This is a genomic window from Amphritea sp. 1_MG-2023, from assembly GCF_030547545.1.
Lineage (GTDB): Bacteria > Pseudomonadota > Gammaproteobacteria > Pseudomonadales > Balneatricaceae > Amphritea.
Genome location: NZ_JAUOQE010000029.1, coordinates 15,215 through 38,783, shown reverse-complemented (window position 1 = coordinate 38,783; position 23,569 = coordinate 15,215). Strand labels below are relative to the sequence as shown.

Sequence of the window (23,569 nt, the reverse complement as noted above, 5' to 3'; positions counted from 1 at the left end):
AACGATCAATTATGCCCTATTCGATGCGGTAATAGCAAAAGAGATACCCTCCCTTTTTGGTCTAATTTGCTTATATGTCTTTCTCCGGATGATGTAATAGCTTTTTTTCCAGCTCAATCACCAGAAACAGTATCAACCCCACGAGCAATATTTTGCCCCAGTCGACTAGACCAATCGCGGTAGTGCTGAAGAACAGTTGCATAATCGGTAGGTAGGTAAATAGCAGCTGAAACAGCATGACGCTGACGATGGCGTAGAGAGCATAACGATTGCCGAGCAGCCCCTCTCTATTGAGCACCGACCGAGTAAGATAACGTGAGTTAAGCAGATAGAATACCTCCATCACCACCAAAGTGTTGACGGCAATGGTACGAGCGGTCTCAATATCCGTGCCGTTACTGCGTTCCCAGAGAAAGAGGCCAAAGGTGCCGGTGAGCATGAGCAAGGATACAAATATAATCCGCCAAATCATAAAGGGTGAGAGAATTGGGCTGCGGGTATCACGGGGCCGTCGCAGCATCACGTCAGGCTCGGTTGACTCAAAGGTTAATGATAGTGCCAGCGTCACCGCAGTGATCATATTTACCCAGAGAATTTGCGCCGGTGTGACGGGCAGCAGCGTACCGAAGATAATCGCGGCAATCAGGGTGAGCGCTTCGCCACCATTGGTCGGTAGAATAAACAGAATAGATTTTTTAATATTGTCGAAGACGGTGCGGCCTTCTTCAATCGCATGAGTGATTGAGGCGAAGTTATCATCCGCTAACACCATTTCAGACGCTTCTTTCGCCGCTTCGGTGCCTTTGATGCCCATGGCGGTACCGACATTAGCTCGTTTCAGCGAAGGGGCATCGTTAACGCCATCACCGGTCATGGCGACTACATGTTGACAGGCTTGTAAGGCTTCAACAATGCGCAGCTTATGCTCTGGGCTGGAGCGAGCAAAGACATCAACCTCTTCGACAGCGGCTTGCAGTTGCTCATCCGTCATCTGTTCGACGTCATTGCCGGTGATCGCGCGAGGTGAATTGGTGAGCCCCATCTGTATGGCAATCGCGCTGGCTGTAGCAACGTGATCGCCGGTGATCATTTTGACTTTGATGCCTGCGCGGTGACACTCGGCTACCGCTTGAATGGCTTCATCACGAGGAGGGTCAATAATGCCTACCAGACCGAGGAGAATAACCCCCTGATTGACATCATCAAAGTGAAGGTTGCGTTGATTTTCGGTAACGTAGAGCATCCCCAGTGCGAGGGTTCTTTTGCCTTGACTCGCCACCTGTTCCTGTTGCTGATTCCAATACGCTGTATCGAGCGCTTCTTGCTTGCCATCAACCATTTGCCATTGACAGCGGGGTAGGATCGCTTCAATGGCACCTTTAATATAAATAAAGCCATTGCCATTATGGTCGTGATGAAGGGTGGCCATAAAACGATGCTCGGACTCGAAAGGAATCAGATCATCGCGCGGCATTGCCTGATGTAATTCGGTAATGTTGAGTCCGGATTTGGCGCCGAGCACTAGGAGTGCGCCTTCAGTAGGATCGCCTTCAATCACCCAGTCATTATCCTTTTGCCGCAACTGCGCTTCATTGCAGAGGATACTGGCTTGGCATAATTGCTTTAATTCCGGCAGCTGACTCAGCTGTAGATCATGTTGATGACAGGTAAAGGTGCCATGAGGGTTATAACCCACGCCGCTGATACTGGCGTTACAGCGCGCCGATACCACGGTGGTAACGGTCATCTCATTACGCGTCAGGGTGCCAGTTTTATCTGAGCAGATAACCGAGACCGAGCCTAATGTTTCGACGGCGGGTAAGCGACGAATAATGGCGTGACGGTTGGCCATACGTTGTACACCAATAGCCAGCGCGATGGTGATAACGGCAGGCAGCCCCTCGGGAATGGCGGCCACCGCGAGTCCAACGGCGGCGAGAAACATCTCTTCTAACGCATAGCCCCTAACCCAGAAGCCAAAAAACATGGTGGCAATAGCGATCAGCAGTATCGAGCCGGTTAGCCAGCGGGCAAAGCGATCTAATTGTCGCGTTAACGGGGTTGTTAATGGGCTGACTTTAGATAGCAGGGTGCTGATTTTACCTATCTCTGTTTGTGCGCCGGTGCCGACTACGGTCCCTGTACCTTGACCTGACGTGACCAGAGTGCCGGAAAAGGCGATATTGGTGCGATCACCCAAAGCGGCTTCAGCGGCGACGGCTTGAGTCTGTTTGAGGACAGCAATGGATTCGCCGGTGAGTAAGGCTTCCTCGATATTTAATTCTTTGACTTTATGCAGGTGAAGATCGGCGGGAACACGATCGCCGGACTGTATAAAGACGATATCGCCCGGCACGAGGTTTTCAGCAGGAACTTGTTGTCGGTGACCATTGCGTATTACCACTGCTTGTTGAGAGAGCAGGTTACGCACCGCATCGATCGCTTTTTCGGCTTTGCCTTCTTGAATAAATCCCACCAGTGAGTTAATCAGCACCACGGCGATAATAACGCCGGAATCGATATGGTGACCGAGAATCGCCGTAATGATGGCCGCCGCAATAAGCACATAGATCAAGACATTATGAAATTGTGACAGAAAGCGCATTAAACCACTGCGGCGCTTAGGTGGCGGTAGCTGATTGGGGCCGTATTTTTCTTGTCGGCGGCGGACCTCCTCTGCGGTTAGTCCTTGAGCCGATGTTTGCAAGCGATCATTGACCTGATGTGCGTCGCAGGTATGCCATTCAGGGGCTGCTGCGCTATCTTTCCTTGAATCGTATTGAGAATCCATGTTGGTCACCTATGTGATTGAAGGCACTCCTTGAGAATAACAGAAACAACAATAGGGATAGCGTATTCAGATCAAAATATAGCCCTGAAAACCGTTTAACCGCCGCCATTAATTCAATCGAGGGGTCATATCGATACGTGAGTGTATCGATAGATCCGAGTGATCTTGATTAGCCGGCATCGATCCAGTGTAGTGCTTGAAGAAATTCGGTTTCAGGAAAGTAAAGTGCTTCACCGCTGATAAATAAGCTGCCCAGCTTGGTGGCCCAATCGAGCCAACTGTCACCGCCGACGACGGCAAGACGAATAAAGTCTTGACGATGCTGCACGCCTAGCTTGGCATCTTCCCACATGGCACCGGCTTCCCAGCCATGAAAGTTATGATCCAAGTAGACGAGGCAGCGAACTTTGCCGTGCGCGGCGACCTTCTCTTCGAGTAAAGGTAAAAAAATATCCTGATAGTCAGTCGAGGTGAGTTTATCGGTTGCCTGAACCACAATAATATCACCTGCTGTTTCGGGTAAGATGTGAAGCATCATTGTTTCCTGTCATGATGAAGAGATAATAAGTGTAGTGCATCGGTGTTGATTAAAGTATCAAAACCCGATTTTAACTGGACGTGTTGATAGCTGCTGATAGCCGTTTATCTGCAGCAGGTGAAACGGTTTAAGGCAGCGAATAAATAGGTAGTCTTTATGCATTATTATCGGATGGCGTTACTCATGCTGTTTAGTCTGGGCTTAGCAGGCTGTAGTCTTGGGCCCATTGCGTCGAACCGCGACGCAATGGCGTCGCCGATGGCTAGCGAGATTCACACGCAGATAAGGGCTCGATTGTTGCAACAGCATCATGAATGGCAAGGCGTCCCCTATCGTTTAGGTGGTAGCGATAAACGCGGAGTGGATTGCTCTGCTTTCACGCAGTTGGCATTACGGCAACAGCTGGGGATTGCGATTCCTCGCACGACGCAACAGCAAGCCGTTGTTGGCCGACGTGTCACAACTGAAGCTTGGCTGCCGGGCGATCTTTTATTCTATCGATCACGCTTTAAAGTGCGACATGTCGGTATTTATATAGGTCAAGGAGAGTTTTTGCATGCATCAACGAGCCGTGGCGTGATGATTTCCCGCATCGATAATCCCTATTGGCGTGCGTCTTTTTGGCAAGCTCGTCGATTGATTCAATGAGTGCTGAGCTATAAGCCTATTGTGAGGCTATTTTAAGTCAATTGTAAGCTAAGGAAGGTGCGAATAAGTCCGTTATGTTCTCTGCGGACATTAGAATGGCCAGATACGCGAAAGCCAGAGGCGTAATTGACTTATTCGCACCTTCCCTAATTAATTGCCTATCCGCGCCGACTGTTGATTGTTGTCACGTTGCTTTCTGGTATAGTGGCCGAGCCTTTTTTGAATTTGAAATCATCGAGTTGTCATGAGCTATTTGCCGGTCGAGCAATACAAACGAGCCTGGATTTTCAGGCATAAAGATCTACCCGTCAGTGATGATGATTTGGCGCAGATTAAACCTCTCACAGAGGCACGCGCCGAGCAGGTGTGGACTCAACAGATCAGTCAGCATTGTAACCATCCCGGCCTGTTTGGGGCGGATGATTGGGCCAATAAGAGTCAAACTTGGCTGGAAACCGCTAATTGGCAACAACGTTGGGAATCTGATGAGGCGGCTTTACCCGAAGCGTTAGCTGAACACCTGCAATGGGATGATGCTACCGTGGTGTGGTTTTGCTACAGCAGCGAGCATGTGATCGAGACCAATTGGGCGGTGTTTCGTCGTCACTGGAAAAACTTTCTCTTTTTCGATGATGGGCCAATACTCATCGGTCGTAAGCGCAAGCAAGTTGTGCAGTTTCAGCAAACGGGCAACTACCGCATCGGTAATCGAAAGTAACACTTTATACCTTATCCACGTGGATATTTTTTCTTTTAAGCTCTCGCTATGGATAGTGAGTTGTAGGAATGGATTTCTGTTGTCGTTGTAAGGCTTTTCTATGTCCCTGCGTTTATGGGTTCCACTGAGTGTGTGGCTATTGTCTGCCTGTATGGTGGTTGACGCTGCACCGTCATTTAGTCGATCAAAGCGATTGTTAGCAACACTGTATCAACAAAACCCGGTGAGTTTTTATTGTGGCTGTGATTATCAGTTGCAGGGCAAAAAATTGATCCCAGATTGGCAAAGCTGCGGTTATACACCGCGTAAAAACGCCAACCGAGCTGGCCGTATTGAGTGGGAACATGTGGTGCCAGCATGGGCCTTTGGTCATCAACTGCAGTGTTGGCAAACGGGCGGACGTAAAGCCTGTAAGCGAGTCGAAGCGTTTAAACGCATGGAAGCTGATCTGCATAATTTAGTGCCCGCGATCGGCGAAGTGAACGGTGATCGTTCGAATTATAGTTTTGCGGCCCTCGAAGGTGAGCCACGGGTGTACGGCCGTTGCGATATGGAAGTTAACTTCAAACAACGTAAAGTTGAGCCACCAGTTAATCGGCAGGGTGATATCGCGCGCACCTATTTCTATATGCGTGATCAATATGGTTTGCATATCAGTGCTAAACAAGAACAGCTTTTTGCCGCTTGGCATCGACTCGATCCCGTTGATCAGTGGGAACTTAAGCGTAATGAGGCGATCAGTACGTTGCAGGGCAATAGCAATCCCTATGTCACCGCGCCGTATCAGCATCGCGCTGTCGTGGCTAAAGAGAGTGCGTCGCAAACGTCGGTTTCTAAAGCGGAAGCTGAGTCGCTGGTGCAACGTATCCTGATAAAATTAGGGCAGTTATAGCGCGAGAAAGTTGTACGTTAAAGCGTCAGCCTAGTCTATGATTCAAAGGCTAGCTGACGATAAATACGTAAAAGGACGTTATCCCTAAAATAAAAATATTTTGTATTGAGAGTGCTGATGTTAAAGCCTTATTACCGTACCGTTTTGATCTATCTCGTGTTTGCCTCCTGTTGGGTGTATTTTTCAGATTCACTCGTCGGTTTATTCTTTCACACTAAAGAGATGATTATTTTGGTACAAAACCTCAAGGGTTTTGTCTTTGTTGGGATTACCTCGCTGTTACTGTTGTCGCTTTTGCGTACTGATTTTGGTCGTATTGAACAGATAAATCATCAGTTACGTCAGAGTTACGATCAGACTCTGCAGGGCTGGGTACAGGTGATGGATATTCGTCACGAGGAGACCGGTGAGCACAGTCTGCGGGTGACGCGGATGGCGATTAAGATGGCTGAGTTGATGGGGATTGAGGGTGACGAGCTGACCTGGCTTGCCCGTGGAGCGCTGATGCATGATGCCGGTAAAGTCGGCATTCCTGATGCTATTTTGATTAAGCCGGGCCGACTGACGGATGAAGAAAGAGCGATTGTGCAGCAACACCCGCTGATTGCTCGCGATATGATGTGGGATATCGAATTTCTGAAACCTTCTGTTGATATTCCCTATGGTCATCATGAACGCTGGGATGGTAGCGGTTATCCGGAAGGATTAAAGGGCACCGAGACGCCTTTAGCTGCGCGCATGTTTGCGGTTATTGATGTCTACGATGCGTTACTCGAGGAACGAGTGTATAAACAACCTTGGTCTGAGGCGCGTGTGCTTGAGTATCTCGAAGAGCAGGCGGGGACGCTCTTTGATCCAGAGATGATTCGCCTATTTATAGATCATTACGATGAGATTAAAGCGTCTGCCAAGCAACGCTCTTTGTTTTAATGACAGGTGCGTATTGCTCACCGATTGTCGGCTAGGTTGTCGGTTAGGTTGTCGATTAGGTTGTCGGTTATGCTGGTTGGAAAGTGCGGTGCCAGTGCTCAAACTGCTCTACGGTCATCGCGCTGGCATAGAAAAAGCCTTGGCCAAAGTCGCAGTTAGCCTGCAGCATCAATTGATGCTGTTCTTCCGTTTCAACCCCCTCTGCAATGACTTTTAAACCCAGTGTATGTGCCATCACAATGATCGCGTTGCACAGGGTCATATCATCGGAAGCTGAGTGGAGATTGCGAATAAATGAACGATCGATCTTCAGATAATCGATCTTCATACGTTTGAGCTGGGCTAAGGATGAAAAGCGAGTGCCGAAGTCGTCTAAGCCTACCTGAATATTCGCATCTCTAAGCTGAGCTATTTTTTGCTGGGTCTGCGACGAAGCATCCATGAGGAGGTGTTCAGTTATCCAGATGCTTATTTCTGTCGGGCTTATATCGGCTGTTTGGGCTATCTGAAGCCACTGTTCATAGGCACAATGTTCATCCTGCTGGGTTTCAAAATGGGCCGGTGAAGCATTAATGCAAACTTGTAGCTGCGGGTTAAGCTGTTGCTGCCAACGCTTCACCTGATGTAAGGCTTGGCGAAAAATAAAATCCCCCAAGGGCAGAGTTAAGCCGTTTTCTTCGGCCGTTTGCATAAACTGATGAGGAAACATGACGCCTTCGTTAGGATGATGCCAGCGTATTAAGGCTTCTGCTTTAGCGACGCGCATATCCTGCAGCGAAATAATGGGTTGGTAGTAAAGTTGGAACTGATGTTCATTAATGGCGTGCTGCAGATCGTTGATCAGCTGAGTGCGCTTGTGTGACAGGGTCGTCATGTTGGAAGTATAAAAATGGAACCTTGCGCGTCCCGCCGCTTTCGCCGCGTACATTGCTTGATCGGCATGCTGAATGAGTTGTTCGGTATCCTGACTGTCTTGAGGGTAGAGGGCAATACCAATACTGGCTGAGATGAAACGACGTTGATGATCGAGTTCAAAGGGTTGCTGCAACACGGTTAGTAGCTTTTCTGCCACCTGCGCCACCTGAGTACTGTTTTCAATTTGCGGCAGAATCAGCGTAAATTCATCGCCGCCCAGACGGGAGACCGTATCACTACTACGGATTAAATGTTTAAATCGGGCCGCGACCTCGAGCAGTAATTGATCGCCGATATGATGGCCCAGGGTATCGTTGATCTCTTTAAACTGATCGAGATCAATAAACAATAACGCGAGGGAAGTTTGAGAGCGAGCGGCAAGGCGAATCTCTTGCGTTAGGCGGTCCATAAACATACGCCGATTGGGTAGGTTGGTTAGGGGATCGAAGTTTGCTTGATTCCAAATGAGCTCTTCCGTACGTTTTTTCTCGGTAATATCCGCGAAGGTGGCGATGTACTGATTAACCGTATGATCATCGTTGAGTCGGGTATTGATATTCATCCAAGCAATATAGAAAGTGCCATTCTTATGTCGGTTCCAGATTTCGCCGGCCCATTTTCCCGAGTCCTTTAAGCTTGTTTGCATCGCTTCATAGAATGACGCTTTGTGTACGCCCGAACGTAAAATAGCAGGCGAGTGGCCGATGACTTCTTCGGCTGAATAGCCGGTGATGTGAGAAAAAGCGCTATTCACCTTGATAATGTGATTCTCTGAATCGACGATCATGATCGCATCATTGCTTTCAAACGCGGCCGCCGCTAAGCGTAGTTGTTCGGTTTGTTTCTGTTTTTCGAAGTTTATATGTGTGCCAGCGATGATGAGCGGCTGTTTATCGTTGGCAAAGCGGATCGGTTTACCTCGACTTTTAACCCATAGCCACTTATTTTCGCTGGTGAGCAAGCGGAACTCGATTTCAGCGGTATGATTGTTGAGTAGTTGAGGCAAAAAATCGTGGTAGAAGCGCCGCTTATCGTCGGGATGCATGAGTTGCTTGAATAGGTTTTTATTTAGCTGAAAAGCCTGATCCTTATAAGCCAGCATCTGATAACACTGCTTATCCCAGCGAATCGAATTATCTCGAAGATCCCAGCTCCATAAACCGGTTTGAGTGGCCTCCATGGTCAGTCGATAGCGTTCCTCCGAGTCTTTAAGGGCTTGCTCATAGCGGCTTTGGTTACGATATAGTTGGTTAAACGCTCGTAAAAACTGTCCTACCTCATCGTGCCTGTCGACTCTTAGCGGGTGCATCGCTATTTTACCTTCAGCCATGTGACGGATATCGCGGGAGGCGTTGGTCAGTGGGGTGAGCAATTTTTTTAACAGGTAGGCGATAATGCCAGCGATGAGTAAGCTGATAACCAAGATCGCCATAACGATTTTTGTACTCAGCGTGTTAATCGTCGCCATGGCTTGTTTGAGCGGATAGTGACGAATCACAATCCAGTCCATGTTATCTAACCGAGCCGATGCAAAAATGACGCGATCACCTTCAGTATTTTGCGTTATTCCGGAGGCGATGCCGGCCTTTGCGAGTTCAATGCATTCACAGTACGGCTCATCTTTATAGCTTTCTAGCGCAACCCCTCGGGAAGTATCGGTGATATAGATCTCGAGTTTTGGATCAATAATCATCATCCGTCCCGCATCATTGAGGATCGGCTGCGATAGATCTTTGAGTAGATTATCCTGGGCCAACATTTTAACGCCGAAAATAAAGCCGAGTATGTTGCCTGAGGCTGAGAGGATCGGCGTGTTGATAGCGAAGAGAGGGCTCTTTAGTCCTTTGCCGATGAGTGGTTCGGTAATGACGGTGGCCTTTAATTGTCGAGCTTTTTGTAGGTGTTGCCGATCAGAGAAATCTAAACCGATACGATTCGGTACGGTTGGGTAATCAGCCAGTGAGAATCCTTGCGGGTTGACGATGATGACGCCGCCACCAAATAGCCGCTGTAAATGAGTATCCTGTTTTAGAATTTGTTGCAATCTTTCGACTGAGTGAAGTTGCTCTCTACTGTGAAGAATAAGGGTGAATTTTTCCAGATAGTCGACTCGCTCTTGCAGCTCGGAATGTATCTGTTTAGTGACCATATCGACCATGATCTGTTGCTGTTCGACGAGTAGCTGGGAGGTGTCATTCTGCAGATAGCGGAACACCGAGAGCGTCACAATGAGGGTGGTTAACAGAAATCCTGCGAGCGTTAAGATGAGCACACGTTTATGTAATGATGTTGGTTTGAAACGGCGAAAGTCCATTTATACATATCCACGCAGTGATAAGTGAGTTGAGCGAGCCCACATCATTAAGAGCACCTATTAAGAGCACTATTTTAATGTTATCTCTAACTATTTAGCTTAGACCATAGCGTGCAGAAAAAAGATGCAAATACCTCAACGGCTGCCGATAACCGCGGATTCGTCGATCACATCGATGAATCGTGCCGCGTGCGGCGCTAAATAGCGGTTGTATGCATACTTAAGGGACTCGCTTAAGGTATGATTTCCTCCTCTGTTTTTGCGGCGCGTGAGCGCCTTTGGAATGTATACATGCTGCGATTTTTCGAACGTCTTACCAACCCCTTTCCTGAGCCCGAACCACGTCAACCGCCATCGGGACTCTATGCCTTCTGTCGTTATTACACCCGAGGCATGGAGTGGCCGTTACTATTGATGACGCTGTGTTCGGCGATGTTGGCCATCGCCGAGGTATCATTGTTTGGTTTTTTGGGACAGTTAGTTGATTGGTTGAATCAGCAGCAGCCGGACACCTTATGGCAACAAGAGGGCGATACTCTTGTGCTGATGGGCTTGCTGTTGTTGGTGGGCTTGCCGTTACTGGTGGCGCTGCATTCGGTGATTGTGCATCAGGTGTTGTTGGGTAACTTTCCCATGGCGATTCGTTGGTTAGCACATCGGTACTTGTTACGTCAGAGTTTATCTTTTTATCAAGATGATTTTGCTGGGCGGATTGCGACCAAGGTGATGCAAACCTCTTTAGCCGTTCGTGAAGCGGTGATGAAACTGCTAGATGTGTTGGTTTATATTGCCATCTATTTTTTATCGATGATGGTGTTGGTGGCACAGGCGGATATGCGTTTGATGTTGCCGTTATTGGGGTGGCTGATCGGTTATTGCTTGTTGATGTGGTATTTTGTGCCGCGGCTCCGCGATGTGTCAGCGGTGCAAGCGGATGCTCGCTCATCGATGACCGGCCGAGTGGTGGATAGTTATACCAATATTTCCACGGTAAAACTGTTTTCCCATAGTCAACGTGAATCCGATTATGCCAAAGAAAGCATGGAGGGCTTTCTATCCAGCGTCTATCAGCAGATGCGTCTGGCGACGGGCCTCAATGTTCTGGTGCAATGCCTCAATTATCTGCTGGTGTTTGTGATTACGGCGGTGGCGATCTACCTTTGGAGTTTTAGTTTGGTCAGCGTGGGTGCCATTGCGATTGCGGTGAGCTTAGCCCTACGCCTCAACGGTATGTCTCAATGGATAATGTGGGAAGTGAGTATGCTGTTTGAAAATATTGGCACGGTGACTGACGGTATGAATACATTATCTCAGCCACTAGATGTCACTGATAATCGCGATGCCAAACCGCTTAACGTTAGTCAAGGAGCGATCCGTTTTAAGGATGTATCGTTTCATTATGATAAAACTGAGGGCGTGATTGAACAGCTCAATCTATCCATTCGCGCGGGCGAGCGTATTGGGTTGGTGGGGCGTTCTGGGGCGGGAAAATCGACCTTGGTGAATCTATTATTACGCTTTCATGATTTGGCCGATGGACAGATTTTGATTGATGGGCAGGATATCAGTGACGTACAGCAAGATAGTTTGCGGCAGCAGATCGGTATGGTGACTCAGGATACCTCGTTGTTACATCGTAGCGTTCGGGAAAATATTCTCTATGGTCACCCCGATGCCACCGATGAGCAGATGATCGCTGCGGCCAAGCGCGCCGAGGCGCATGAGTTTATTTTGGGCTTAAGCGATCCGCAGGGACGCACGGGTTATGATGCGCAGGTGGGTGAACGAGGCGTTAAACTGTCAGGCGGTCAGCGACAGCGAGTGGCGATCGCGCGGGTTATTCTCAAAGATGCACCTATTTTGATTTTAGATGAGGCGACCTCGGCACTCGATTCCAGCGTTGAAGCGGATATTCAACAGGGATTGTTGAATATGATGGATGGTAAAACGGTGATTGCGATTGCGCACCGTTTATCGACTATTGCGGCGATGGATCGGCTGATTGTGCTGGATCAAGGACGTATCGTCGAGCAGGGAAATCACCATGAGTTGGTGAAAAAAGCCGGTATCTATGCACAATTGTGGGCTCATCAATCGGGTGGTTTTATCGGTATGGAAACCTAACGATAGATCATTAGACGAGGCGTCGTTGGCTTACAAGGGACAATTGAACGGCTGATGGTGTTAAAGCAGCTAATTGGAGTCAGGATATAAACGGGAGAGCCTAGATGCAGGTGATTTCATGGGGGTCGTTGGCCTGGTGTGCTATCCCAGTAATATTGATCGCCGTGGTTTATGCGCGTTGGTCGGGTAGTGCGGTAGATGTGTTAGTGTCGGCGGCGCGAATGACATTGCAGTTGGTTGCGGTGGGGTATGTGCTGGTGGCGTTGTTTGAAAACCCCTCTGCTTGGATTACGCTCGGGGTTTTAACGCTGATGGTCTGTATTGCCAGTTGGATTGCGTTGCGACCGGTAGCGCATCAGCGTCACTACTTTAAGCCCGCGTTGATCGCTTTGGCGGGTTCGGCCGGCTTGCACTTGTTTATTTCGCTGGTGCTAGTGATCGGTGTTGAAACTTGGTATGAGCCGAGGGTGGTGATTCCTCTGGCAGGTATGTATTTTGCCAACACCATGAATGCCATTAGTTTGGCGGCCGAACGTTATGATGCCGAACTCAAACAGGCGAAGCCCGAAGCTAAAGCGCGTCTCACGGCATTTCAAGCGGCGATGATTCCGCAGATTAATAGTCTACTGGCGGTCGGTTTAGTGTCGCTGCCGGGGATGATGACCGGACAGATTTTATCTGGTGTCTCGCCTCTCATCGCGGTGCGCTATCAGATTATGATTATGACCATGGTGCTAGGCAGTGGCGGTTGCGGGGCGGCACTGATGCTTTGGTTACTAGGCCGCGCTCATCATAATACAACACTGACGACTCAGGCTGACAATTCTCAGTCGAGGAATAACGAATGAGTATGCCATCACACTTATCGACGATCTTATATACCGCCTTTGCGCTGATTGCCTTTGCGGGTAATTCGGTTTTGTGTCGTTTGGCCCTCGTTGATGAGGGATTGGATGCGGGGAGTTTTACCCTGATTCGTTTGCTCTCAGGTATTATCGTGCTGTTAATACTGTGGTATCTGACGCAGGGACGGCGAGCCCAGTCCGATCGTCAGCGCAGTCGAGGCAGCTGGCCTGCGGCGCTGATGTTATTTATCTACGCGCTGGGCTTTTCCTATGCTTATATCAGTTTGGATACCGGCACCGGCGCACTGATTCTGTTCGGCGCGGTGCAAATCACCATGGTGTTGGTGAGTTTACTGCGGGGTACCCGCTTATTGGGTGTGGAGTGGTTTGGGTTAGTGTTGGCGTTTTGTGGCTTCGTTTATCTGATGTTGCCGGTGCTCAATACGCCATCATTGTGGGGTTTCATTATCATGACGCTGGCGGGGATTGCCTGGGGCATCTATACCTTAGTCGGCCGCGGCTCGGTAAATCCGCTGTCTGACACCTTTCACAACTTCTTTAAAACGCTACCGTTGATCATCGTCACACTGATAATCCTGTTATTATTAGATGATATCTCCCTGACAGTCGATGGCGTGTTGTTAGCGATGGTGTCGGGTGGTATTGCTTCTGGCATCGGTTATGCCGTTTGGTATCGTGCTTTACGAGGGCTATCGGCGGTACAGGCAGCGGCCTTACAATTACTGGTGCCAGTGATTGCGGCGCTGGGGGGCGTTATTTTTGCTAACGATATGATCACCTTGCGCTTACTGATAGCGGCGCTATTGGTATTGGGTGGGATTTTCTTGATTGTGGCAGGGCGCTACTATCTGCTACAACGACGAGTTGAGTAAACGCTGCGGTATTTGTTGAGATAATGCGCAGGTTGATTAAAGCTGAGTATGATCGGAGTGATGAATTTTAACGCGTTTGCCAACGCGGCAGCGATGTAGTCACCCTAGAGTAATCAGGATAAAGATGTCATGGAGTGTTTCACTGATGATTGAGAGTCAACTGTTTTTAACGTTTTTAATAGCGATTACTTTATTAACGGTGGCACCAGGTGTCGATACCATGGTGACCATTCGTAACAGTGCTCGAGGGGGGTGGCAAGATGGCTTCGCGACCAGTGCCGGTATCTGCTTCGGGCTGTTTCTCCATGCGACTGTCTCGGCGCTGGGAATCTCGGTGATTTTGCTACAATCGGCGAATGCATTTCACGTGCTCAAATTGGTCGGCGCATGTTATTTGATCTGGTTAGGTATTAGCAGTCTGCGGGGTGTTTTTAACGGTGCCGGTCTGTTTAGTCTGCCGGAAGGCCGTGCGCGGCCTTTTCAGCTGTGGCGCTCCTTGCGAGAGGGATTTCTGTCAAATGCATTGAATCCGAAAACAGCACTGTTCTATATGGCTTTTTTACCACAGTTTATCGACCCTGAAGACTCGGCATTGACACAATCGCTGTTTTTGGCGGCGATTCATTTTGTGATTGCGATGCTGTGGCAATGTGGTTTGGCCTTGGCGGTGAACAGTGCGCGGAGTTGGCTACAAAATAAGATCGTCAGTCATAGTTTTAATACGGTGAGTGGTTCTGTGTTGATCTATCTAGGGGTGCGATTAGCATTAATGAAAGATCAGTGAAGGATCAGTGATGCGTTTAGAACAACAGTTGGGTATCGAATTACCTCTTATTCAGGCACCGATGGCCGGTGCTCAGGACGCTGCGTTGACGATTGCCGTCAGTCAGGCGGGTGGGCTGGGATCATTACCTAGCGCGATGTTGACGCCGCAACAGCTGCGGGCCGAGTTGAGTGTTATTCGGGCGGCCACGGATAAACCGTTCAATGTTAATTTTTTTGCCCATACCTCTCACCCTGATCAGGCGCGAGAGCAGCACTGGCGTCAAGTCTTACGGCCCTACTATCAGGCATTTGATCTCGATCCCGATAAAATCTCTGCGTCAGCGTCTCGCAGCCCGTTTAATCATGCTATGGCCGATGTGATCGACGAGTTTAAGCCCGCGGTGGTGAGCTTTCATTTCGGTTTGCCGAATACAGAGTTATTAGCACGAGTGCGACGCGCCGGCTGTCAGATTTTCTCCAGCGCTACCACGGTGGCTGAGGCTGTATGGTTGGAGGCGCAAGGGGTTGATGGGATTATTGCTCAGGGAGTGGAAGCGGGAGGTCATCGTGGGTTTTTCCTTGATCGAGATCTGTCGACACAGATGAACACGTCAGCATTAGTGACGCAAACGCTAGCCGCCACGCAGTTACCGGTGATTGCTGCGGGGGGTATTGCCGATCATGCCGGTATTCGAACTGCGTTGTCGATGGGCGCGGCCGGTGTTCAGCTAGGCACGGTGTTTATGTTATGTGATGAATCTCGTATCAGCGATATTCATCGTCGCGCGTTACTCGATGTGCATGCGTCAACGGCGTTGACCAATATTTTCTCCGGTGGCCCAGCCCGTGGCATTGTTAATCGCGTCATGCGAGAACTGGGACCGATGACGGATAAGGCGCCCGCATTTCCATTCGCGGGGACGGCGATGGCCCCTTTACGTCAGGCGGCAGAAAAGCAGGGATTAGGTGATTTTTCACCGTTGTGGAGTGGTCAGAATCGTCATGGTTGTCGGGCTGTTGGCGCGGCGAGATTAATTGAGGAACTGTTTGCTTCGCGCTAACGGCCGTGAGCTTTACATAAGTATTTTACATAAGCGCTTTACTGAGGAAATTTAGCCTTAGGGGTTGATATCGAAGTACTCACCCCCAAATTAAAAAAACACATACTAATCCAGGCCTCTGTCAGCAGCGCTGTTCATGTCTAAACCTACTGAGGTCTGAACGATGCAGATTGCTGACAACAAGATTGTCCTGATTCACTACACCCTATCTAACCTAGATGATGAGGTCATGGACTCATCTGTTGATGCAGAGCCTTTGGCTTATCTTCACGGTACTGGCAACATTGTTCCAGGTTTGGAAAAAGCGCTGAATGGCAAACAAGCGGGCGACAAAGTGAATGTCGAAGTGCCACCTGAAGAGGGCTATGGCACGATTAATCCCGAACTAATTCAAGAAGTTGAGCGTGCTGCGTTTGAAGGCGTTGATAGCATTGAAGTGGGTATGCGTTTTATGGCACAGACGTCTTGGGGTCAGCAACCGGTTGTTGTCACCGCCGTGACCGAAGAAAATGTTATCGTTGATGGTAACCACCCTCTGGCCGATCAAACCTTGAAGTTTGATGTAGAAGTCGTAGAAGTGCGAGATGCCACTGCAGAAGAGATGGAGCATGGTCATGCGCATGGTGAAGGCGGTCATCATCACTGATGAGCCTTCAGTTGCAAAGCAAACGGTTAACCTAGCTTTGATGTAATCATTGCTATGATGTAACCGTTGCTTTGATGTAATAACAGGTTCGAACTCTTTCAAAGGCGCTTAGCGCCTTTTTTGTTGCTTGGCATGTCTGATTTAGCTGATAGGCTTGAATGTATGACGTTTAGCGTCTGTAATACAGCGTTTCGAGCGATGAACCATATGCTTCGATTCATTGTCCGCAGACAACCTTTAGTCAAGAGAATCCCCGACTTTATGCTTTTAATGTTATGGTTTAAGTCGCTAGTCGATGCTGGTTTATCTAACTCCGACCGTTTTACTCGCTTTACTATAAGGAATCCCGATGCGACATCAGATTGAAGCCGCCATAAAAGAGGTATCCGACGTGCTTTATGGCAAGCAGGAGGCGATACAATTGGCGCTGACCTGTATTTTTAGTCAGGGGCATTTATTGATAGAAGATTTGCCGGGGATGGGGAAAACAACCCTCGCACACGGGTTAGCAAAAGTCTTGGGGTTGGAATATCAGAGATTGCAGTTTACCAGTGATATGTTACCGGCGGATATCTTGGGCGTCACCATCTTTGATGCCGCGAGCCATCAATTTAAATTCCATCCGGGGCCGGTCTTCACTCAGTTATTATTAGCCGATGAGGTCAACCGTACCACGCCTAAAACCCAGTCGGCCCTGTTAGAAGCGATGGAAGAGGGGCGGGTGAGTATCGATGGACAAACACATCAACTGCCTGAGCCTTTTTTTGTGATAGCGACACAAAATCCGGTGACTCAGCAGGGGACTTTTCCGCTGCCCGAGTCTCAGTTGGATCGATTTCTGATGCGCCTAGAGCTCGGTTATCCTGATGCCAGGGCCGAGCGTGAATTGTTGCAAGGAGGCGATACGCGACAACGCTTAGAGACGATGTCGAGAGTGATCTCTCCGGCTCAATTACAAGCGATATCGGCGGCCTGTGCAGCAGTGAAGGTTTCGGATAGTATTATTGATTACCTTCAACGGCTGGTGGCTTATAGTCGTCAGTCGGCTGATTTTAGTGTGGGTATCTCGCCGCGTGGGGCATTGGCGCTGCTTAAAGCTTGTCGTAGTTGGGCCTTCATTCAAGGGCGCGATTATGTCATTCCAGAGGATTTACAGCAGCTGTTAGGTCCCGTGGCTGGTCATCGCCTACGAGCGGCTGATGATATGGGATTGGCGGCTAATGCGTTGATTCAACAGTTATTGAGCCGTGTCGATGTGGTGGCATGATTCAGTCGTTAAAAGTTAAAGATTGAAGGTTAAGGATTGAAGATTTGCGGCGGTGATTAACCTGAGGGCTGGATGATGATGGGATCGATACGACAGCGATTAGGACGCGCCGTATTTAATTGGAGCTTACGCCGCAGCCCGCGGTTAAAAAAACTCACTCTGAGTCAGCGACGTATCTATATTGTGCCGTCGCGTAGTGGTTTTGTGTTTTTACTGCTGCTGCTGATTATGCTGGTGTTAGGCATTAATTTTCAGAACAATTTGATGTTTGCCGTGACTTTTTTGCTCGCCAGCTTATTCATCGTCACGATACTGCATACCTACGCCAATTTATCCGGCCTTACGATTCAATTTGTGCGCGGACACGGCTGCTTTCTGGGCGAGCAGGCGGCGTTTGATCTGTTGCTAACGGCACAAGGACAGCGTCAATATGAAAGTATTCAGTTACGGCTGCATCAACACTCAGGTTGCGCTGTTGATCTGTTAGATGATCGACAGCGTAACTTAACATTATATCAAACACCTGATCGTCGAGGTGTATTCCAACCGAACGCGCTGTTGATTGAAAGTTACTATCCGCTGGGCTTATTTCGCGCCTGGACCTGGGTTCAAACCGATCTTAACGCGCTGATCTACCCTCGCCCTGTGGCGGGTGGTCAGCTGACCGATTTGCGCGCCATCGATAGTACTAATCCATTCCCTGGGCAGCAGAGCGAACGCCTCGGAGGTGAGGAGTTTGCTGGGTTAGAACCGTATCAACCGGGGATGCCGTTGAGGCGGGTTGCGTGGAAGCAATTTGCGCGAGGGCAGGGTATGCATGTTAAACACTATGTTGAGCTAAACGACGAGCGACGTTGGTTGAGTTGGGCATTATGGCCTGAATTAGACACCGAAGCGCGACTCTCTCGGCTGACCTGGTGGGTGCTTCAGCTTCATGCACGCGGCGATGATTACGGCTTAATGCTGCCGGGTTGCACTATATCTCCGGCTCAGGGGGAAGCTCATCGATTGCGGGTGCTCGAAGCGTTGGCTTGCTTTGGTTTACAGGCGGGGGCGAGTGATGCAACCGGTTTACCTGTCGATGAAGTCGATACCAGCGGCGCGTCTGAAGTGGAAGATAAGGCAAACCCATCGACCCTATCGCATATCCAGAGGCAACGTTCGGCGCAGGAGAGTGGTTTATGATGCCGCTATTTCAGTTAACCCGCAGCAGCATGATCTGGTTGCTGGTGAGCATTTTAATGGTGATGGCTCCGTATATCACGGTGGTGCCCAGTTGGTTATTCCTACTCGCTTTACTGACGATTGGCTGGCGCTTGATGGTGCATAGTGGTCGTTGGAGTTTTCCGCATTGGAGTGTGCGCCTCGCTTTGATGTTGTTAGTGTTGATAGGCTTGATCGCTGAACTGCGTCAAAACACGATGATGGTGGTGACGGTTGGGTTATTGATCAGTGCTTTTTTGTTAAAGCTAACAGAGATGTATCGGCGACGAGACGCGTTGGTGGTGATTTATGCGGCCTTTTTGCTCATCGTGTGTAGCTTTCTGTTTGATCAATCGATTCCGATGGCGTTATACGCTGTTGGCTCTCTCATTGTTGTCACGGCCAGTCTGAATACGGTGTTTCGTAGTCAGCAAAATAATGATATTTGGCGGCCCTTGAAGCGATCGGCGGTCTTGTATCTACAGGCTTTGCCGATGATGCTGATCCTGTTTTTAATTTTCCCCCGAATAGGCCCGCTTTGGCAGGTTGATATGAATGCTGGGCAGAGTTTCACCGGACTATCGGATTCGATGTCGCCGGGGGATGTGAGTCAATTAACCCGTTCTGCTGATATCGCTTTCAGGGTTCGTTTTGATGAGCCACTGCCAGCCGAGAAACTGCGCTATTGGCGCGGCCTAACGTATGATCAATTTGATGGTCGACGCTGGCGTCGTTCCGATCGTCCTCGCGAGGCCGATAGGCAGCGTTCGCTTATGCCGCAATATCAAGGCGTTGAGGGGCCGTCCACGAATGTTGAGTCATTTTCCTATCTGCTAACCATGGAGGCCAGTGGTCAACGCTGGCGTTATGGGCTTGATGTCCCAGTGAATTATCCGGGTAAATTTCGTCAACTAGATGATTTGACCTTACAGGCGGGTCAGCGATTAATGCAGCGTCAGCAGTATCGGTTGATGTCTCGCGTCGGGCCAATACCGGAGACGCTTTCAGCGAAGGATGTTGCCCGTTATCTGCAATTACCCGCGCAAGGTAATGCGCAGTCGCGTGAACTGGCGTTAACCTGGGCAGCACAGTATTCAGAGGCAAAAGATGTGAGCGCACAAATGCTGCGTTTTTTTGCCACGGATTTTCGTTACACTCTCGAACCTCCGTTGTTAGGCCAGACGGATGCGATTGATCAGTTTCTGTTTCAGACTCAGCGAGGCTTTTGTGGTCACTTTGCTAGCGCAGGGGTGATGTTATTACGGGCGGCAGGGATACCCGCGCGGGTGGTTGGCGGTTATCTCGGTGGTGAGTTGAATCCGCTGGATGGTGCACTGACCGTGCGTCAATATGAGGCGCATGCATGGTTGGAATATTGGGATAAGAGTGATGCAAGTTGGCACCGTCTCGATCCTACTGCGGTGGTGGCGCCATCACGATTGGCACAGTCAGCGGCTCAGTTATTCAGCACTGAACCGACGTTTTTAGCGGATGCGATGCTGATGCGTAATGGCTTTCTTAGTGATAGCTTGTTGAAGCAGATTAGGCTGAGATATGAAGCCATAAACTATGATTGGCATCGATGGGTGCTGAATTTTCATGAACGTCAGTCGGGTTTTTTGCAACAACTGCTGGGCGACATTAGCGTGCTGAAAATACTCTTGTTGATCATGTTTCCCGGTGCGCTGGTCTTATCATGGGTGGCTTTTAGTTTGTTACGTCATCGCGGGGCGCGCAAAGATAAGTTGCTTGAAGCGCTGGAACAGCTCGATAAGCGATTGATCACGGCTAACTTACAGCGTCGACAAGGTGAAGCGATGAGATCATTCTTCGCGCGATTGACACCGGCGTTGCCGGCCTTAGCGAGTGAGTTTGAGATCCTATCTCGCTGCTATGAACAAATTTGCTATGCGCAGGATGCAGACCCCGAACTGCGACGGCAGTTTAAGGCGAGTATCGATCGTTGTTGTGAGCGCCTACCTAAGCTGCATCCCGTGGAGGCGGGGGCTCAGGGTGTGACTGATGGAACATGATTATTGCACGCATCAGTGCCGGTGGCACAACATTTTTTCTTAACACATGGGTATGAGTCGATTTGATAATGTTGAATGAGTATAGCGAATGACACTCGCGTCTAAACTGCCTGAGTATACGCTGCGTCGCAGCGCTCGCCGTCGCAGCATCGAAATTCAGGTGCGGCCTGATAGTGTTCGAGTGCTGGCACCGACGCGCGTGTTGCAATCTGAGATTAACCGGTTAGTCGCGGCTAAGGCGGATTGGATTATTGCTCGACAGCAAGCCTTGCGCCTGCGACGGCCGCAAGCGCCTATCTCGTCGCCGCTCGATCAGGGTAGTGAGTTACTTTGGTTAGGTGAGCGTCGCCTGCTAGAGGTCGAGGTGAATCAGCCGGATACCTGTGTCACTGTCTCGCCCGAGCGGATTAAATTGATTCTTTCTCGACGCATTAGAAAGGCACGTGAGAAGGCGATTAGTGAACAATTATTGCTGTGGTATCGAGAGCAGGCGCAGCATTATTTTCAGACTCGCGTTCGTTTTTGGGGCGTACATATGCGTTTGACACCCTCGCAAGTGCGAGTGCGTAGCTATCGACGGAAGTGGGGTTGTTGTAATAGTCGCGGGGTGGTGAGTTTTAATTGGTTATTGATCATGGCGCCGGTGCATATTATCGATTACGTGATTGTGCACGAACTGAGTCATTTGCAGCATATGAATCATTCAGCGGCCTTTTGGGACTGCGTGGCGAAATTTTATCCAGACTACCGCGGCGCTAAGGCGTGGTTAGACCTTCAAGGGGGGCATTTAGACTGGCCTCCGCGACTGACATCATTGACCTCATAGCAATCGATCATGGTTGCCATGTTGAGCGCCTACTTCTCGCCAATCGTATTTTAAATACCTGAAATGGGTAGTGTTTTTCTTTCAACTCAGTGTGATGTTGTTTACAACACAGATATCGCTTAACTTAAATAAACAATAACGATAAGAAATAAGAAGTGGATCAGTATGAGGCTTTATAACACCCTAGAACAAACCTTTTTCAATACCTTAACTCGCAAGATTGTCGCCAATGTTGTTCTCCTGTTAATCCCGACGTTACTGTTTATGGGATTAAACTGGAGCGGTCTCGATCAGCTTAAGCAGTTACTCGCATCGACTAATAATACTGACGTCAATAACCCTGATTTAATCGCGCACTTGAATCACTTACAGATGTTAAGCTGGCTAGTGCTGGCCTTCTCATTTGCCGTCTCGCTGTTTAGCATCTTTTTTATGCGCTATCTGTTTTTACGGCCGATCCGTAAAATGGTCGATGTGTTGAGTGATATCAAGGATAAAGATGGCGATATCTCAGCCACGTTGCCTGATATGACGCACGATGAAATCTCGATGATGGCCCGCAGTTATAATGGTTTTTCCGATAGCCTGAAAAAAATTATTGCTGAAACCCGTAATCATAGCGTTAAAGTGGCGTTGAGTGCGACACAGTTAAGTCAGGTGTTACAGCAAGTTTATCAGTCGACTAATGATCAGGAAGAGCAGGCTCAGCAAGTGCTGCTGTCGAGTCAAGAATCGACTTCAGCGATTCAGGAAGTGGCCGGTAATACCCTAAAGATTTCCGAATATACGCGTAATAACTTGGCTGAAATTAAAACCTCCAGTCACGAACTCGAGGAAGCTTTAGGTCAGGTACGTAATATTTCAGCATTGGCATCGGGATTTCAGCAAACTGTTGAAAAATTGAGTGCCAGTTCTGAAACCATTACAGAGATCTTATCGATGGTTAAGCGTTTCTCTGATCAGACCAATCTATTAGCGTTGAACGCCTCGATTGAGGCGGCGAGAGCCGGTGAAGCGGGTCGCGGTTTTGCCGTGGTCGCCGATGAGGTACGGACGTTATCGCAACAGGTACAGGATGCAACCACGGAGATCGATCAGAATATCTCCGTCATGGCCGAACTCGTCGGAGATACCCGTACGAATTCTGCCAACATTCTCGAATACACTCGCAACACCGAAGGTTTTATCAGTGATACGAGTGAACAGTTTACGCGTTTGGTGAGGGATTTTGAGGATGTTAATAGTCAATTAACTACCATCAGCTCAACGCTTGATGAGCTGTCGTATAGCAATAAAGAATCACATTCCCATGTTGAACGTATTGCGGGTATTAGTGGCGATATTCGAGATGAAATGAAGTGCTCACGGACATTCTCCGGCGAACTCGAAGCGTCAACGGAGCAGACTCAAGAGCTCTTGTCGCGGTTTATTATTGGCTATGGTAGCTTTGAACAGATTATTCAGGCGGGGCGTGAATGGGCTCGACAAATGCAGGATAACTTGGAGCAGATGTATAGTCAGGGCTACGATATATTTGATCATAACTATCAACGGACTAACGAGGGACGACTGCCTGAAAAGTTTGATGTCAGCTATGCGGACGTGTTTGAGCAACGGATGCAGCCGATCTTTGATGGTTACTTAGTGGCGAAGCCTGATCTGATTTATGCCTTACCGATCTGTCTTGATGGTTATGCGCCGGCTCATCATCGTAAAGTATCCGAGCCTCTGACGGGTGATTACGAGGTCGATAATGTGAACAGCCGTCATCGTCGTTTCTTTACCGGTAGTCGGGCCGAAGTGCGACGCACTAGCAACACCGCACCGTTTTTACTACAGACGTTTGTTCGAGATACGGGGGAAGTGCTCAATGATTTGACCTTTCCTATCTATGTTGATGGGCGTCATTGGGGCTGCTTTGCACTGGGCTTCAAGCCGGAATTATTACAGGATCGAGACACCGCAGGTTGAGTCGAAAAAGGAGTAACGATAGCCTGCGATACCACCGTCTTCATCTCAGGAGGCGGTCTTTCAACCCCTGAATCTGTTGCTTGGCGGATCGGTATGCCATCGCTGGATGCGTGTGAGTATCTCGTCGGTGGTCCTGAGGCGGAAGAGTGATGCCGAGGCACCGGCGAGCGGTAAGGTTCGATTTTCTCA

Annotated in this window: 18 protein-coding genes; 15 read left to right on the top strand and 3 right to left on the bottom strand. The window is 49.2% G+C overall.

The genetic code is table 11. The features are described 5' to 3' along the window. Window positions 1–70: 70 nt before the first annotated feature. Both Q4488_RS14510 and Q4488_RS14505 read right to left on the bottom strand, forming a co-directional pair. Entirely contained in the window at window positions 71–2,791 is a 2,721-nt protein-coding gene (locus Q4488_RS14510; RefSeq protein ID WP_303581200.1) for a cation-transporting P-type ATPase, read from the bottom strand. Window positions 2,792–2,960: 169 nt separating this feature from the next. Beyond that, the gene (locus Q4488_RS14505) at window positions 2,961–3,326 is read right to left on the bottom strand and encodes an STAS/SEC14 domain-containing protein (RefSeq protein WP_303581199.1); all 366 of its coding nucleotides are present in this window, start codon (window positions 3,324–3,326) and stop codon (window positions 2,961–2,963) included. Window positions 3,327–3,485: 159 nt separating this feature from the next. On the opposite strand from Q4488_RS14505, the gene Q4488_RS14500 reads away from it, so the two are divergent. The 4 genes from Q4488_RS14500 (at window position 3,486) to Q4488_RS14485 (ending at window position 6,517) form a co-directional block, all read left to right on the top strand. Beyond that, window positions 3,486–3,977, top strand: a complete 492-nt coding sequence (locus tag Q4488_RS14500) for an NlpC/P60 family protein (protein ID WP_303581198.1) — start codon at window positions 3,486–3,488, stop codon at window positions 3,975–3,977. 244 nt (window positions 3,978–4,221) lie between these two features. Next, a complete protein-coding gene (locus tag Q4488_RS14495) occupies window positions 4,222–4,695 on the top strand; it encodes a DUF2947 domain-containing protein (RefSeq protein WP_303581197.1) in 474 nt (157 codons plus the stop codon). A gap of 100 nt (window positions 4,696–4,795) precedes the next feature. Then, window positions 4,796–5,587: an endonuclease I family protein gene (locus Q4488_RS14490; protein ID WP_303581196.1), complete on the top strand. Its 792-nt coding sequence runs from the start codon at window positions 4,796–4,798 to the stop codon at window positions 5,585–5,587. A gap of 117 nt (window positions 5,588–5,704) precedes the next feature. Next, window positions 5,705–6,517 carry an HD-GYP domain-containing protein gene (locus Q4488_RS14485; RefSeq protein WP_303581195.1) on the top strand — a complete coding sequence of 271 codons (813 nt, stop codon included), beginning with the start codon at window positions 5,705–5,707 and terminating at the stop codon, window positions 6,515–6,517. 67 nt (window positions 6,518–6,584) lie between these two features. Here the strand turns inward: Q4488_RS14485 and Q4488_RS14480 are convergent, their stop codons facing one another. Next, complete coding sequence (locus Q4488_RS14480; protein ID WP_303581194.1) at window positions 6,585–9,746, bottom strand: EAL domain-containing protein; 3,162 nt, start codon at window positions 9,744–9,746, stop codon at window positions 6,585–6,587. 291 nt (window positions 9,747–10,037) lie between these two features. On the opposite strand from Q4488_RS14480, the gene Q4488_RS14475 reads away from it, so the two are divergent. The 11 genes from Q4488_RS14475 to Q4488_RS14425 all read left to right on the top strand — a co-directional run bounded on the left by Q4488_RS14475 (window position 10,038) and on the right by Q4488_RS14425 (window position 23,380). After that, window positions 10,038–11,870: an ABC transporter ATP-binding protein gene (locus Q4488_RS14475; RefSeq protein ID WP_303581193.1), complete on the top strand. Its 1,833-nt coding sequence runs from the start codon at window positions 10,038–10,040 to the stop codon at window positions 11,868–11,870. 104 nt (window positions 11,871–11,974) lie between these two features. After that, window positions 11,975–12,718: an ABC transporter permease gene (locus tag Q4488_RS14470; RefSeq protein ID WP_303581192.1), complete on the top strand. Its 744-nt coding sequence runs from the start codon at window positions 11,975–11,977 to the stop codon at window positions 12,716–12,718. After that, complete coding sequence (locus Q4488_RS14465; RefSeq protein WP_303581191.1) at window positions 12,715–13,608, top strand: DMT family transporter; 894 nt, start codon at window positions 12,715–12,717, stop codon at window positions 13,606–13,608. The genes Q4488_RS14470 and Q4488_RS14465 overlap by 4 nt, the downstream gene beginning before the upstream one ends. A gap of 124 nt (window positions 13,609–13,732) precedes the next feature. After that, the gene (locus Q4488_RS14460) at window positions 13,733–14,392 is read left to right on the top strand and encodes a LysE family translocator (RefSeq protein WP_303581190.1); all 660 of its coding nucleotides are present in this window, start codon (window positions 13,733–13,735) and stop codon (window positions 14,390–14,392) included. Window positions 14,393–14,402: 10 nt separating this feature from the next. After that, window positions 14,403–15,434: a nitronate monooxygenase family protein gene (locus Q4488_RS14455; RefSeq protein WP_303581189.1), complete on the top strand. Its 1,032-nt coding sequence runs from the start codon at window positions 14,403–14,405 to the stop codon at window positions 15,432–15,434. Between the two features lie 163 nt (window positions 15,435–15,597). Further along, window positions 15,598–16,080, top strand: a complete 483-nt coding sequence (locus Q4488_RS14450) for a peptidylprolyl isomerase (RefSeq protein WP_303581188.1) — start codon at window positions 15,598–15,600, stop codon at window positions 16,078–16,080. Between the two features lie 349 nt (window positions 16,081–16,429). Beyond that, window positions 16,430–17,347 (top strand): MoxR family ATPase, encoded by a 918-nt coding sequence (locus Q4488_RS14445; RefSeq protein WP_303581187.1) that lies wholly within the window; start codon window positions 16,430–16,432, stop codon window positions 17,345–17,347. A gap of 72 nt (window positions 17,348–17,419) precedes the next feature. After that, window positions 17,420–18,532, top strand: a complete 1,113-nt coding sequence (locus tag Q4488_RS14440; RefSeq protein WP_303581186.1) for a DUF58 domain-containing protein — start codon at window positions 17,420–17,422, stop codon at window positions 18,530–18,532. Further along, complete coding sequence (locus Q4488_RS14435) at window positions 18,529–20,583, top strand: DUF3488 and transglutaminase-like domain-containing protein (protein ID WP_303581185.1); 2,055 nt, start codon at window positions 18,529–18,531, stop codon at window positions 20,581–20,583. Before Q4488_RS14440 ends, Q4488_RS14435 begins: the two co-directional genes overlap by 4 nt. An 88-nt stretch (window positions 20,584–20,671) precedes the next feature. Continuing rightward, complete coding sequence (locus Q4488_RS14430; protein ID WP_303581184.1) at window positions 20,672–21,409, top strand: M48 family metallopeptidase; 738 nt, start codon at window positions 20,672–20,674, stop codon at window positions 21,407–21,409. Between the two features lie 165 nt (window positions 21,410–21,574). After that, a complete protein-coding gene (locus Q4488_RS14425) occupies window positions 21,575–23,380 on the top strand; it encodes a methyl-accepting chemotaxis protein (protein WP_303581183.1) in 1,806 nt (601 codons plus the stop codon). Window positions 23,381–23,569: the final 189 nt, after the last annotated feature.